This is a genomic window from Rubellimicrobium arenae (genome assembly GCF_017916275.1).
Taxonomy (GTDB): domain Bacteria; phylum Pseudomonadota; class Alphaproteobacteria; order Rhodobacterales; family Rhodobacteraceae; genus Rubellimicrobium; species Rubellimicrobium arenae.
In genome coordinates this window covers 202,637-216,107 of record NZ_JAFMST010000006.1, presented here as the reverse complement: position 1 = coordinate 216,107, position 13,471 = coordinate 202,637, and the positions used below count along the sequence as shown (strand labels likewise).

The window sequence follows — 13,471 nt, the reverse complement described above, 5'->3', positions numbered from 1 at the left end:
GAATACGCCCAGGGCGCGGACTGCGGTATCCAGCTTATGGGCTTTCTGATGGAGAAAGCGCCTCGGCAATATGATCCCGGTCCGAGGCCTTCGGCTCCAGAGATTTCAGGAACGCAGAGAGCTGCTCCCGCTCCTCCTGGCTCAGGTCCAGCGGCCGCAGCTCACTATGCCCGTCCAGCGCCTCTGGCGCAGTGGCGTAGTGGGCCAGCACCTCGTCCAAAGTCCCGATCTGCCCTGCGTGCATGTAGGGTGGACGTGTCGCGGCGCCGCGCAACGAGGGCGTCTTGAACGCACGCAGGGCGTCATGGCCGGGCTCGGCCATGAAGCGCAGCTCCGCGCAGTCTTCAGGCGCGGCGTCGCTGTAGGAGCCGAGGCAGTTGAACTCGTCCTCGATCACCAGACGTGCTCCGTCCAGGCGACCGGTGTCCTCGGGCAAGCCCGGCACGGAAGGCACGCCCGTGTTGTGGAAGTGGTTGTCAGTCAGTAGCGGCCCGTTGTGGCAGTTCACGCACTCGCCCTCGCCCAGGAAGAGGCGCAGGCCCGCGATCTCGTCTTTCGACAGGAGGCCTGCCTCGGGGAAGTCCTCCGAGGCGACCCAAGCATCAAAGCGGGTCTCGGGCGGCAGGATCGTCCGCTCGTAAGCAGCGATAGCCTTGCCCATGTTGGCGAAGACCGAGTTTACCGCCGCCCGTAAGGGCTCCGGCAACGCGTCCCAAGCCGCAGCGGCTTCTGGGTTGGCAACCGGACTGGCGTGGGACGGAAGACCGCCGAGGTCGGGGAGAGGTCCGAACACGGCTTCGTACTCGTCCGCGTAGTACTCGGTGACAAGGTGGGCATACTGGGCGCGGTCGCCGCCGTGCTCGACTGGGCTCTCCAGCGGCCCAAGCGCCTGCGCCCAGAGGCTGTCCTTTCGCCCATCCCAGAACAGGAACGGAGCATAGGCCATGCCTGCAATGGGCATGGTACGGCGTCCCGTCGTGCCGACGCCCTGGCCGAGCGGAAGGTCATCCTGGAACTGCCGCTCGGGCAGGTGGCAGCTGGCGCAGGCAACCTCGCTGTTGGCGCTGAGGCGGGTGTCAAAGAAGAGCGCCCGGCCCAGCTCGGTCGCCGCCTGGTCGTCGGCCACGCGGTTCGAGGGATCGGGCGGCAATGGCGGCAGTGCCTCGAGCGAGAGGGAGCGGACGAGCGCCAGCTCCTCCTCGGTCCAGTCCGGCCCCTGCACCAAGCCGTAACCCGCGACGGTGGCGCCTGAGAGCAGGAGGGAGGCCGCGACGAGAAAAGAGAGCCGGCGCATGTCTGTCCTCACAGCACGAGGTTGAAGGTGACGGCGTCGGAGCCGGGGGTGCCCTCGATGGCGAGGTCGATCTCCCACCATCCACCCATGTTGAACCTCATGCCCTCAACAAGGTATTGGCCCTCGCCCAGAGCCTCGGTCACCGCCGGCGCGGTGGGCAGGCCATGGCCATGCTGGGGCATGCCACCATCGACATGAATCGCGGCACCGTCCACAGGGAGTCCTTGCGCGTCCTGAAGCGTCACGACCCAGGCGTGCATCGGGCCCACGGTGACAGGCTCCTGCACCGGCGCCATAGCGGCGACGTAGAGACCGGCCACGCTCGCCTTGGCGAGCGACAGGTCGAGGTCGGAGGGCGGGCGCATCATAAAGGCCATGGCGCCAGTGGCGACAGCGGCAAGGCCGAGGGGAAGCCCGATCAGGAAGGCGCGGCGGGAGCGGATGAATGGCATTGTTGAAGTCCTTTCCGTGAGAATCAGCACGGGCGGGACATAAGGGACGGCTGCTAGGCGCCGCTTGAACGAAGATGCTATCCTGACCGGGGGAGGAAGAACGTGGTCACAACCGTCGCCAAGGACTGCCGCATCGTCGTCTGGGAGGGCACGAGCCTCTGGGCGTTTGACGCGAGCGGGGCCGCACCCGCCCCGCAATCCACCCGTCTCCATGTCCATCACGCCATCCAGCTTACGATTGCGGCCGGCGGGCACTACACGCTACAGACTGAGGCGTCCTCCCTTCCGGGGCCGCTCGTCCTGGTTGCCCCCGACGTGCCACACGCCTTTCTACCCAAGGGCCGGCACGCCCTGATCTTCGTGGAACCCGAAAGCCGCACGGGCGCCGCGCTTCTGCATGAGCTCAACGGCAAGTCCATGGCGGCCGTAGATCCGAACCGGCTCCCTGACGTGGCGGAACGCCTGGCTGCCATATGGGACACGCCGCGCCCGCCGGATGCCTGTGTCGCTGAGCTGGGGCAGGACATTCTCGCTCAACTCCTCGGGCCCGCCGCTCCCCCCTCCCCCATCGACCAGAGGATCGCGCGCGCCATAGCTTGGGCGGAGGACCGGCTGGACAAGGCCGTCACCATGCCGGAGGCCGCATCGGTTGCCTGCCTGTCAGAGAGCCGCTTCAGCCATCTCTTCGCCGAGGAGACCGGCCTGCCCTTCCGCAGTTGGGTGCTCTGGCGTCGCATGATGCGGGCGATGCAGGCGCGAGGGGCCGGAGCGAGCCTGACGGACGCCGCCCATCTGGCCGGGTTCTCCGATTCCGCGCACTTCAGCCGCACCTTCATGCGCATGTTCGGAGTGCAGGCGGCGTCGCTCGCGATGGTTTAGCAGGAACGTTCAAGCGACGGCGCCGCGCGGTCCGTAGATGCCCTCTTGCCGTTTCGAAGGAGAGCATTCATGGCCATCGATCGTCGTACCGCCCTCGCCGCCCTGGCAGGCCTCACCCTCGCTCCCGCTCTACCCCAGCTCGCCCGAGCCCAAGAGCAAACCTTGGTCCCGCCGCCGGTGGAGGGATCCGCCCAGCGGATCGCCATGCTGGTCTTCACAGATTCTGACTCGAGCGGACCAGATTCTGCGAACGATGGCTCCACCATGCGGCGGCGAGCGCCAGGCCTCCGAGACTGGCCGCGACTGTGAACGTCACCTGCAGCCCCGCCTCAACAGCATCGGCCCCCAGGTTCCCGGCGACCCGCGATCCTAGAGCAAACAGCGCACCCATGGCCGAGGCTCCCGTCACGAGTCCCAGGTTGCGGGCCAGGGCAAGGAGCGCCGACGTGACGCCGCGCCGATCGGCTGATGCCTTGCCCATGATGGCTGCGTTGTTCGCAACCTGGAATAGCGCATAACCCATAGTGATGAGTGCGAGGCTGCCGACGTAGCCGCCGAGCCCGAAGTGGCCGGGCAGCCATGACATGAGCCCCGAGCCCAGCACGACGCCGCTCAAGCCTGTAAAGGTCACCGCCTGCGAGCCCAAGCGGTCGACCAGCTGGCCGGCAGGCACGCCGACCAGCGCCACGATGCCGGGCCCTACGGTCATCACGAGGCCCGTAGCCACTGGGCCGAGCCCCAGAGCGTCTGACAGATAGAACGGACCCACGACAAGGGTGGCCATCAGAATGGCGGAGACGAGCCCCAGCGCGAGGAGGCCGGAGCTCAGCTCTGCGTCGCGAAGTAGATGAAGCTGGATCAAGGGTGAGGCAGCCTGCGCCTCCACCGCAACAAAGGCGATGAGGCCCAGCACCGACCCAACCGCGAGGGCGGCCCTCACAGACATGTTCGCGTCGAGGGTCGTCGCGAGAGAAAAGGCTCCGAGCGACAGTGCCAGCAGAACGATCCCGGGGAGATCCAAGGAAAGCCACTGGCGAATGACCAGGAGATTGCCCGGGAGGGTCCACGTGGCCAGCAGGAGCGCTCCAACGCCCGCGAGCGCCATGACGGCGAACACGGATGGCCAGCCAGACAAGGCTATCAGGAGGCCGCCGAGCGACGGTCCCAGCGCGGTTCCCACCGCTGACACCGTGCCCAGCAGTCCCATGGCCCGGCCGGTGAGCTCTTTGGGGACCAAGTCGCCCACCATGGCGACTGCGAGTGCCATCATGAGAGCGGCTCCGGCGCCCTGGAGACCGCGTGCGACAACGAGGGCCCAAAGGCTGGGCGCAAGCGCGCTGCCTGCTGAGGCCAGGGTGAAGATACCGACGCCCGCAAGAAGCATCCGCTTGCGCCCCCAAAGGTCACCCAGGCGCCCGGCGGCCACGACCAGGGAGGTCACAGCTAGAAGGTAGGCGATGACCACCCACTGCACGTCCTGACTGGAAGCGGCAAATTCTAGCTTGAGCGTCGGGAGGGCCACGTTGGCGATGCTGGTGCCCAGTGATGGTAGCAGCATCACCACGGCGAGGGCCGCAAGCTGCCAGCTGGCTTTGTGATGAGACTCGGTCGGCATCTCGGTCACCCCTGATGCGCAGCCGGAGCCACGACCGCGAGGGTCACGAGACGCCGGGCGAGCGGGGCGACGACGAGTACGAAGGGAAAGGCGACCAGCCAAGACAGCAGCCAGGCGCCGAGCCAGAGCGTCAGAACACCATCGGCCAGACCGGCGTTGCGAAGGGTGGCGATGCCGGAGACGACGAGCGACATCAGTCCGGAGAGGACGAAGCCGAAGAGGGCGGGAGCAAAACGAGCGGGCATTCTCAACTCCTGTGAAGAGATGCCTGCCACATAGATGTAGGAGAGTCGTTGCAGAACGCGCACTGATCGCATGTAGTCAGTGCATCCCACGCCATCTGTCATGCTGAGGTCTGCAGTGCCCGATCTGAACCTTCTGGTGACGCTCGATGTCCTACTCGCGGAAGGCAGCGTGGCCGGCGCGGCTCGCCGACTGCGCCTCAGTCCATCCGCCATGAGCCGGGCCCTGGCGCGGCTGCGCGAGGTCACGGGTGATCCGCTGCTAGTGCGAGCGGGCCGCAGCCTCGTTCCCACGCCACGTGCGGTCGAGCTGCGGTCGCAGGTCGGGGCGCTGGTGGAGAGCGCCCGCGCCGTGCTGCGGCCGGCCGAGACGCTGGACCTCGCGACCCTACAGCGCCGCTTTACGCTTCGGACCAGCGAGGGCTTTGTCGAGACCTTCGGGCCGCGGCTGCTGGCCCTTGTCGCCGATCAGGCCCCCGGCGTGACGCTGCAGTTCCTGCCCAAGCCGGACAAGGAGAGCGCCCCGCTGCGCGAAGGAGAGGTGGACATCGAGACGGGCGTCATAGACGCAACGACCGCGCCCGAGTTGCGGGCCTCCCCGCTCTTCGAGGATCGCTGGGTCGGCGTGGTCAGGGCTGGCCATCCCCTCGCCCAAGGCACCGTATCAGGCGAGCGGTATGCCGGCGCAGGCCACGTCGTGGTCCTGCGGCGAGGTCTCCACAGCAGCGAGATCGACGACGCCCTGCGGGCCGCCGGGCTTGAGCGGCGGGTCGTGACCATCGTAGGCGGCTTTGCCGCGGCGCTCGCGCTGGCTCGGGACGCGCAGCTCGTGGCCACCGTGCCGGAGCGGCATACCAGGGGCCTGCGCAAGGGGATGGACAGCTTCCCTCTCCCGGTCCCGATCTCCTCGTTCACCATCTCCATGCTGTGGCATCCACGCATGGATGGTGATCTCGCGCACCGCTGGTTGCGGGGCTGCGTGCGCTCGGCATGCGGCACCCGCCATGGTGAGATGCTGGACGGCCTGCCTGATCTGACGTAGCGTCAGGCGCACGGACAGAGTGCAAACGACGCGCGTTCCGCAACCGACGCCGAGTGCCTAGTGCAGAGGGTGCTGCCCGCCACCCCAGCCAAGAGGCTCCTATGGAAAGCATCACCACGCCCGCTTCCGCAGCAGACTTGATCGCTCAACCTGATGTCAGCCCAAGTGCCTTAGGGCGGCTGGCGAGCCAAGCTGGGGTCCGTCAGGACCAACTCGCAGAGGACCAACGCTTGGCCCGCCTGACCGGCCTGCTGTTCCTTATCACCTATGCCACTTCGATCCCCGCCGCTCTCTCCCTCTACGTGCCGGCGCTCAGCGACCCCACCTTCATCCTCGGCGGCGGCTTCGATCGGGGCGTCTCCTGGGGCGCGTTCCTCGAGCTTATCCTGATCATCGCCAACATCGGCTCGGCGCTTGCGCTCTATCCCGTGCTGCGGAGACGCTTCGAGGTCCTGTCGCTGGGCTTCGTGGCCGCGCGCATCACCGAGAGCGTGTTCATCGCCGTCGGCATCATCACCATGCTGGCCCTGAACACGCTGCGGCTCGAGGCCGGAGATGCTGACGAGGCGTCGCTCCTCGTGGTCGGCCAGTCGCTGGTCGCGATCCACGACTGGACCTTTAACCTCGGGCCGGGCGTCGTCGTCGGCGTCGGCAACGGCCTGATCCTCGGCTGGATGCTGTGGAGAACCCGGCTCGTCCCGCGCGCCATGTCGGTTCTGGGCCTGATCGGGGGTCCCGCGCTCCTCCTGGCCGGCATCTCCATCGTGTTCGGGCTCATCGAGGCCGGCTCCACCGCGCAGATCATCGCCACCATCCCGGAGTTCTTCTGGGAGCTGTCGCTCGGCATCTGGCTGCTGGTGAAGGGCTTCAGTCCGACCGCCTTGGCCGCGCTGCACGAACCCCGCCCGTGATGTCCGCCCACGCCGGACTAAGGATGGTGGGCGCTCCCGAGAGCCGAGGCGACCACCAAGCTGGAACCGGGAGCCCCACCGCCTCCGCTCGGGCGCGCAGATCCCAAGCACTGCAAATGCAATCCCTCAGGCCCAGGAGAGTAAGATGACGATCACAGGAGCCAGCCTCATTCGCGCGACGGGTCTGGCCGCCATCATGGCCGGGATCATCTTCGCGGCCATCCAGCCAATCCACCCAGCCGACGTGCTGGCATCGGTCACCTCGAGCTACTGGACGGTCATCATGGTCCTGAAGCTCGTCATGTGCTTCCTCTTCCTCTTTGCCATTGCAGGCCTCTACGCGAGGCAGCTTGAGGAGGCGGGATGGCTGGGGCTGGCCGGAGCCCTCCTGTTCAGCCTCTGCTGGATGCTCCAGATCGGTTATGTCTTTACCGAACTCTTCATCCTACCGGCGATGGCGACCGCGGCACCTTCGTTCGTCGACAGCTTCCTGGGCATCGTGAATGGGAGACCGGGCGAGATGGCCATCGGCGCTCTCGGACCGGTCTATGGAGTGCTCGGCATCCTTTATCTGCTCGGAGGCCTGTGCCTGGGCATTGCCACCTTCCGGGCTGGCGTCCTGCCGCGCTGGCCGGCAGGCCTTCTCGCCATCACGGCCCTGCTGACGCCCCTGGCCGCTTTGCTGCCGCACGAGGTCCAGCGGCTTGCGGCCGTGCCGATGGGGCTTGCCTTTGCTTGGCTGGGCTATGCCCTCTGGTCGGAGCGCCGGGTGGACGCGTCCCGCGTGGCTCAAGCCGCCGGTCCATCACTCTCACAAACCGCCGCAGGGTAGGTCTGGGTCTGACAAGTGGAGCAAGAGGAGCGGCTTGTTATTTGCGACGGGACGGCGGGCACGGCGATCCAGACGGCCCGCCTCCTTCTGCGTCCAGCGCGGATGTCAGACCTCGATGACCTTCATGCCATCATGTCGGACCCAGCCGTGATGCGCTTCTGGTCGACGGAAGCACACCGCGACCGGGCGGAGACCGAGCGCTACCTGGCGGCTATGGTCGGCGAGGCTCACCGCGGGCTCGACTTCATGCTGGAGGTGGATGGACGCATCATCGGCAAGGCCGGGGCCTGGAGCACACCTGAGATCGGTTTCCTGCTCAGTCGCGAACACTGGGGACGCGGTCTGATGGACGAGGCGCTCCGCGCTGTCATCACCCACCTGTTCGCGACGACGGACGTGCCGGAACTCACAGCTGATGTTGACCCGCGCAACGAGGCCTCGCTTCAGCTGCTGACAAAGCTTGGCTTTCAGGTAACAAGACGCGCCGCGCGGACCTTCTTCGTCTACGGGGAGTGGGCAGACTCGATCTACCTTGCTCTGCTCCGACCGACCTGACGGTCTAAAGCGCACAGGCGGAAGGCCTAGCCTTACATTACGCCCTGCGTAGCAGTACGGCCACTCGCTGATAGTCAATCCCGTAGTGCAGGAGCAGGACCAACGTGAAGGCTCCAGCGAGTCGAGGGGCGCCGGCCGCGAGCAGAAGCGCAATGGCGATGCTGAAGACGGCAGCTTCGAGCAGGAGCCTCGCCGCCCCGCTGACCACCACGATTGGCTCGCCTCCGTCACCCGGCACGCGGAACACGGCCCAGGCTGTGGCGAGCAGGAGCGGCAGCCCGAGCCCTCCGAGTAACCTCACACCGAGCGGGGCAGAGAGAGTGAAGCCCCAATAACCTACGGCCACCAGGGCCAAGAGTTCGAGCACGAAGCGCAGGGCAAGGTTAAAGGCCTGGAGCATGGACGGGCAGCCGGATCATTAGAAACGTATTATCCGATCATGGCATGATACCGGCTATGGCCGCCACTCCCGGTTCCTGAACTCGTAGGGTGAGATCTACCCGCCAGTGCGTCATTCGGGAGATACACTCAGTGAGCCTTGCTTGAAAAACGTTGCAGTCTGAAAATGCTGAGGAGCTTCCTGCCGCCTTGGCTCTGCCGTCCTCGGTTCTCGCAAGAGCTTCGTCCAGAATGGCGTCGATAATCCCAGCAGAGATCCGGCTCCAGCGAGCCTGCCGCCATGAGGAGCGCAGCCATCTAGCTCAGTGAGCCGGCATCCTTAATCGAGGCTGGGTTGCAGCGTGTTGTCCAGCCCAGATCGAGCTCAAGACGATGACGGCACCGATCATTTGCACCGGGCTCAGCTCCTGTCCGAGTAGGACCCAGCCCAGAAGGACGGCCGTGACCGGGCTCATCATCCCCAGCATCGAGAGAGGTGCGGGCCCGAGCCGGGCGAGGCCACGGAACCAGAGGACGTAAGACACTGCCGCGCCGATCAGGCTAAGGTAGGCCACAGCACCCAGATGCCGCACCTCGATCGGGGGAAGTGGTGGCTCGACCACAAGCGCGAAGGGAACCAGGATTAGTCCGCCTGCTGTCAGCTGCCATGCGGTCACGGTGAGCGCGGATACGGGCAGCTGCCATTTGCGGCTCAGGACCGTGCCGGCGGCCATCGAGGCGGACCCGCCAAGGCCTGCAGCGATCCCCACGGGGTCGAGCGCTGCCTCAGGGCCAAGCACCAGAAGTGCCACGCCGCCCACACCAGTGGCAGCTGCCGCCACGGCGGGCAGGTTGATGGCCATGCCCAAAAGGCCGCGCGCCAGCACGATCACTAGGAGCGCCTGGGTCGCTCCGAGGGTGGCGGCAACGCCCCCTGGCAGACGATAGGCTGCGACGAACAAGCAAATCCAGAAAACGGCAAAGTTGAGCGCGCCTAAGATGAAGATCCGGCCGAGCCATTCTCGCTCCGGTAGGCGGCGCGTGACGGCAAGAAGCAGGAGTCCCGCAGGCAGCGCACGGAGCGCTGCGATAGTTACAGGATAGCCGTGGGGCAGGAACTCGGTGGTGACGTAGTAGGTGCTGCCCCAGACGACAGGCGCCAAGACGGTCAGAACAAGGTCGGTCGAGCGGGTCATGCGAAGCACCGAAGCACGGGGCGGGTCGGTCGAGCGTCCGACCGCGAGGTTACAGGTAGCGGCGGAGACGGGCACCGAAGTCGTCCGGGTGGGGTTCAAGGCCGATGTCGCGCAAGAGCCTGTGCGGCAGGTGCCGGGTCGCAGCGTCGAGCCGCTCTTCCTCGCGACGGCGATGGTGGCGGACCAACCAGCTCCGCAGGGTTCGGGCAATCAGCGTGGAAGGAGTTGACGCAAGTCGGGCAAGGGTCGGGGCCATGACGCTCTCCATCAGGCCACGAGCTTCAGGGCCACGCGCAACTGAGCGCGCAGATCTTCGACCGGTCCGTTGATCAGGCGGGCGCCCGTCTCGCGCACGACCAGCGTCGGGACCGAGCGCACCTGGAGCCGGTGCGCGTACTGACGGTCCCTTTCCACAGCGCGACGGGTGCCAAACTCGGCCATCACCTCAGAAAAGTGAGCCGGGTCGTACCACGCCTCTTTCGCAATCGAGATCAGCACCTCGGGGTCGGCAACGTTGCGGGCTTCGGTGATGTGCGCCTTCTGAAGCCGGTCGAACATGTCCCAGTGCGCAGCAGGGCCGCCGATCCGTTCTGCAGCCTTGCAGGCGAGTGCCGCGGGCAGGCCGAAGGGATACTCGAACGGGGCAGCCCTCATACCGTCGAGGTTGAACAGTTCCGGGGTGTCGCTGGCCCGGCGGCAGGCCTCCCAATGGCCGAGGATGGTCTCCTTCGCTGCGGCAATGGAGCCCCAGACCTCAATCATCCGCTCGCGGCTGTCCTGGAGAACGAAGGTCCGGTGATGGACCGCGAGGTCGAACTCGTCGGCCAAGGCGCGCAGACGTGGCGAGATGTTGAAGCACCAGCCGCAGACGACGTCATGGAAGAAGTCGATGGTCAGGCGAGGCATCACGCAGCCTCCCTCTGGACGGCGCCGGAGGCGAGCCGCGCGGCAATCCGAGCGACATGGCGGCCCTGGTACCAGGCGCCGGCCAGTTCGATCTCTGAGGGTAGCCGTGAGTTGTCTACCCCAGCGATCGTGCCAGCGCCGTAGGGCGATCCGCCCACCATCTCATCGGTCCGATGCAGGCCTTCGAAGCTGTAGGGGAGCCCCGCAATGAGCATCCCGAAGTGCAGCATCGGCACATGCGCCGACAGCACCGTCGCCTCCTGTCCGCCATGCTGGGTGCTGGACGAGGTGAAGACCGCCCCGACCTTGGCCACGAGCGCATTGCGGGCCCAAAGCCCGCCGGCTTGGTCAAGGAACTGCTTCATCTGTCCGGCCATGTTGCCGAAGCGCGAGGGCGTGCCCAGGATGATGGCGTCGTAGTCCGGCAGGTCGGCGACCCGAGCTTCCGGCGTGTCGTCAAGCATGTAGCCCGCGCTGTCCCGCACCACCTGCGGCACGGTCTCCGGCACGCGCCGGAGGTCGACCTGGACGCCAGGCACGGAGCCGGCACCTCCGGCTTCGGCTTGCGCCAAGGCGCGGATGTGGCCGTAGCTAGAGTAGTAGAGAACGAGAACCTTTGTCATGGGATCCACCGGTTGTCTGGATGCGATGACCCGGAGGATGGCGCGATGGACGGCCCGGATTAACCCGGCTGCGCGAACGTCATTCGTGAGCTGGCGTCACGAGTGGGGACTCACAACGCATCGGAGGAAATCAATGAAAGCGAGTGTCTTCGCGTCGGCCCCCAGCCGAGAGGCGGTCACCGCGTAGATCGTGCGTTCCGGCATCTCCCAGCCCGGCAGAACCCGCATAAGCCGTCCGGCCTCGACCGCCGGGGTCGAGAGGAAATCCGGCAATGCCCCAATGCCCTGTCCTGCGACGAGCATGTCCCGGAGCACGACGCTGCTGCCCAGCCGGAGCCTGGGGCTGATCTCGACGGCCTCGGTCCGCTCGGCGCCTCTCAGCATCCAGCTTCCTGGGGTGTCCGAGAGAGCGTAGGCGACAAGGTCGTGCGCGTGCAGCTCCTCCGGAGAGGTGGGACTGCCACGGGTCTCGAGATAGGCAGGAGCCGCGAACAGCCCCTGCCGGACGCCGCCGATCCTTCGCGCCACGATCCCGGAGTCGGGAAGCTCTGCGCGGATGCGGATCGAGAGGTCAAAGCCACCTTCGATCATGTCGATCACATGGTCGTCGAAGGACAGCGAGAGCTGCACCTCCGGGTAGCGCGCGAGGAACTGTGGAAGGGTCGCCGAGAGCACTGTTGTGCCAAAGGAGTGCGGGGCATTCACCCGCAGCAGCCCGCCAATCACTCCGGCGCCGGCCCGCACCCGCTCTTCAGCCCGGGCAAGATCGTCAATGATCTGACGTGCGTCCTCGTAGTAGATCTGACCATGCCCGGTCAGGGACATCCGCCGCGTCGTGCGGCTGAGAAGCGAGCAGCCCAGGCTTGTCTCAAGGAGCTTGAGCTCGCGGCTGAGCAGCCCTGGGGAGACGGCGAGGTCCTCGGCGGCTCGTGCGATGCTGCCGCGCTCCACGATCCGGCAAAAGGCCCTCATGACAGACAGACGGTCCAGCGCTTCCTCCGAAAACTTCAGCAGGAACGATGCTCTCCCACGGTCACAGGGTATCTGCAGGTGCCGATCAGCCCAAGGGGTAGGGTCGCGACGCTATAGCATTGGCGAGGCAAGTGGCTCCAATCTAGCCCCGCCTGTTCTTCTTCGTCCGGACTGGGACCAGGACCATCCTGCTTCCCTCTAACACCGGCTCAGCAGGACCGGCACTCCTCGAGTTCGACCGGCGCGGTTGTTTTCCGTTGCAACGACCACCTGGTGATCCACTCACGCAGCCGTAGCCTTCGGGCCGACCAGCGAGCCCGTCTCTCCTGGCGCAGCATACGGACCAGCTCGCGCCGGTGCATGGCCGCCGGATCATGGGCCTCGAAGCGTTCAAATCGGCCGGCCAACCGCAAGTAGTGATGATCGATGCTCTGTAACATGGCTTGGCTTCCTCGAAGGCAGGTATGGAGCCAAGCTAGCTTGCAGGCCTGATGTGAGCTAATCAGCAATTCTTCAGATCTGAAACCTGGGGTTTCACATGTCGGCACCCGACTGGCGGCATCTTCCTTCCCTTTCAGCGCTGCGAGCCTTTGAGGTCGCGGCCCGCCACCGCAACTTCAGCGAGGCCGCACGCGTGCTCAACGTTACGCATGCGGCCATCGGGCAGGCGGTCCGCGGCCTTGAGGCTGAACTCGGTACAACGCTGTTGCGGCGCTACGGACGGGACCTGACTCTTACCGAGGACGGCGAGCGCCTCGCCCGCGCGCTCCATGACGGCTTCGGCACCATCGCCGCCGGGGTCGAGGCGCTGCGACGGGTGGAGAAGCGTCGAGGCCTTCGCGTGACCACCACACCCAACTTCGCCCAGTCCGTTCTTCTGCCCCGCTTAGGGGAGTTCTGGCGCCGCCACCCCGACGTGGCTGTCTCGATCACACCGGATTATGCAGTGTCCGACCTGACCCGGGATGGCTACGACGTGGCCATCCGGACCGGCCAAGGGTCGTGGCCCAGAACGGTGGCCGAGCCTTTGGTGAGGACACGCTACATCCTGGTGGGAACGCCTGAGCTTCTCGCTCGCGACAGCGACATCACGCGCCTGCCGTGGCTTCTGGCACCAGATGATCCGCAAGAGGCCCTGTGGTTTCAAGGCGCCGGGATCGATCCGGCGACGCTGACGGTGAACGGCATCGACAACCCGACCCTGGCCGTCTCGGCTGCACTGGCCGGCTATGGTCTTCTGTTCTCGGCCGATGCTGTGGTGGCCTCCGACTTGGCCGCCGGACGGCTCGTCGAGGTGCCCTTTCCGGGCCTGCCCGAGCTCACCTACTGGGTCGTGACCTTGCCTGGCCCGCGCCGGCCGGCCGTGGACGCCTTTGTGAGTTGGTTGCGGGCAAAGCCGGGAGAGAGCGAGAAGGGCGGTTGAGCTGGGCCAGGAACAGGTCGTGCCACTGCCTGGCATGACAGATGGCAACACCCGTAGCGCAGGAGCACTGCCAAATTTGCGCTTGGTCTGGCATCCGCAGTGCTTAAGCTCGCCGAAACATCCTGGCTGATCTGTGTCGATCTGAGCCGCC

17 protein-coding genes are annotated in these 13,471 nt (G+C 66.2%); 6 read left to right on the top strand and 11 right to left on the bottom strand.

Features of this window, described 5'->3' with window-relative positions; all coding sequences use genetic code 11:
- Positions 1–34 precede the first annotated feature (34 nt).
- Positions 35–1,294 (bottom strand): cytochrome-c peroxidase, encoded by a 1,260-nt coding sequence (locus J3P31_RS11380; RefSeq protein ID WP_210528553.1) that lies wholly within the window; start codon positions 1,292–1,294, stop codon positions 35–37.
- 8 nt (positions 1,295–1,302) lie between these two features.
- A complete protein-coding gene (locus tag J3P31_RS11375; RefSeq protein WP_210528552.1) occupies positions 1,303–1,746 on the bottom strand; it encodes a FixH family protein in 444 nt (147 codons plus the stop codon).
- A gap of 102 nt (positions 1,747–1,848) precedes the next feature.
- On the opposite strand from J3P31_RS11375, the gene J3P31_RS21860 reads away from it, so the two are divergent.
- The gene (locus tag J3P31_RS21860; protein ID WP_210528551.1) at positions 1,849–2,625 is read left to right on the top strand and encodes a helix-turn-helix domain-containing protein; all 777 of its coding nucleotides are present in this window, start codon (positions 1,849–1,851) and stop codon (positions 2,623–2,625) included.
- 214 nt (positions 2,626–2,839) lie between these two features.
- Here the strand turns inward: J3P31_RS21860 and J3P31_RS11365 are convergent, their stop codons facing one another.
- Together J3P31_RS11365 and J3P31_RS11360 are read right to left on the bottom strand one after the other, a co-directional pair.
- Entirely contained in the window at positions 2,840–4,240 is a 1,401-nt protein-coding gene (locus J3P31_RS11365) for an MFS transporter (protein ID WP_210528550.1), read from the bottom strand.
- Between the two features lie 5 nt (positions 4,241–4,245).
- Entirely contained in the window at positions 4,246–4,485 is a 240-nt protein-coding gene (locus J3P31_RS11360; RefSeq protein ID WP_210528549.1) for a DUF2798 domain-containing protein, read from the bottom strand.
- A gap of 115 nt (positions 4,486–4,600) precedes the next feature.
- Here J3P31_RS11360 and J3P31_RS11355 point away from each other — a divergent pair, with 115 nt between their 5' ends.
- From J3P31_RS11355 to J3P31_RS11340, 4 genes are all read left to right on the top strand, one after another.
- On the top strand, positions 4,601–5,524 hold the full coding sequence (locus tag J3P31_RS11355; RefSeq protein ID WP_368373067.1) for a LysR family transcriptional regulator: 924 nt from the start codon (positions 4,601–4,603) through the stop codon (positions 5,522–5,524).
- 230 nt (positions 5,525–5,754) lie between these two features.
- Positions 5,755–6,435, top strand: a complete 681-nt coding sequence (locus tag J3P31_RS11350; protein ID WP_210528547.1) for a DUF4386 domain-containing protein — start codon at positions 5,755–5,757, stop codon at positions 6,433–6,435.
- A gap of 145 nt (positions 6,436–6,580) precedes the next feature.
- Positions 6,581–7,267 (top strand): hypothetical protein, encoded by a 687-nt coding sequence (locus J3P31_RS11345; RefSeq protein WP_210528546.1) that lies wholly within the window; start codon positions 6,581–6,583, stop codon positions 7,265–7,267.
- Positions 7,268–7,282: 15 nt separating this feature from the next.
- Complete coding sequence (locus tag J3P31_RS11340; RefSeq protein WP_368373066.1) at positions 7,283–7,822, top strand: GNAT family N-acetyltransferase; 540 nt, start codon at positions 7,283–7,285, stop codon at positions 7,820–7,822.
- Between the two features lie 37 nt (positions 7,823–7,859).
- On the opposite strand, the gene J3P31_RS11335 is transcribed toward J3P31_RS11340, so the two are convergent.
- From J3P31_RS11335 to J3P31_RS11305, 7 genes are all read right to left on the bottom strand, one after another.
- Entirely contained in the window at positions 7,860–8,222 is a 363-nt protein-coding gene (locus tag J3P31_RS11335; RefSeq protein WP_210528545.1) for a DUF2568 domain-containing protein, read from the bottom strand.
- 301 nt (positions 8,223–8,523) lie between these two features.
- Positions 8,524–9,396 (bottom strand): EamA family transporter, encoded by an 873-nt coding sequence (locus tag J3P31_RS11330; RefSeq protein ID WP_210528544.1) that lies wholly within the window; start codon positions 9,394–9,396, stop codon positions 8,524–8,526.
- A gap of 49 nt (positions 9,397–9,445) precedes the next feature.
- Complete coding sequence (locus J3P31_RS11325) at positions 9,446–9,652, bottom strand: hypothetical protein (protein WP_210528543.1); 207 nt, start codon at positions 9,650–9,652, stop codon at positions 9,446–9,448.
- Positions 9,653–9,663: 11 nt separating this feature from the next.
- Positions 9,664–10,302: a DsbA family oxidoreductase gene (locus tag J3P31_RS11320; protein ID WP_210528542.1), complete on the bottom strand. Its 639-nt coding sequence runs from the start codon at positions 10,300–10,302 to the stop codon at positions 9,664–9,666.
- Positions 10,302–10,925 carry an NAD(P)H:quinone oxidoreductase gene (gene wrbA, locus J3P31_RS11315; protein ID WP_210528541.1) on the bottom strand — a complete coding sequence of 208 codons (624 nt, stop codon included), beginning with the start codon at positions 10,923–10,925 and terminating at the stop codon, positions 10,302–10,304. The genes J3P31_RS11320 and wrbA overlap by 1 nt, the downstream gene beginning before the upstream one ends.
- 96 nt (positions 10,926–11,021) lie before the next feature.
- Positions 11,022–11,897: a LysR family transcriptional regulator gene (locus tag J3P31_RS11310; protein WP_246849441.1), complete on the bottom strand. Its 876-nt coding sequence runs from the start codon at positions 11,895–11,897 to the stop codon at positions 11,022–11,024.
- 209 nt (positions 11,898–12,106) lie between these two features.
- Positions 12,107–12,337, bottom strand: a complete 231-nt coding sequence (locus J3P31_RS11305; RefSeq protein WP_210528540.1) for a hypothetical protein — start codon at positions 12,335–12,337, stop codon at positions 12,107–12,109.
- Between the two features lie 98 nt (positions 12,338–12,435).
- Here J3P31_RS11305 and J3P31_RS11300 point away from each other — a divergent pair, with 98 nt between their 5' ends.
- Complete coding sequence (locus J3P31_RS11300) at positions 12,436–13,320, top strand: LysR substrate-binding domain-containing protein (protein ID WP_210528539.1); 885 nt, start codon at positions 12,436–12,438, stop codon at positions 13,318–13,320.
- The last annotated feature ends 151 nt before the right edge of the window (positions 13,321–13,471 follow it).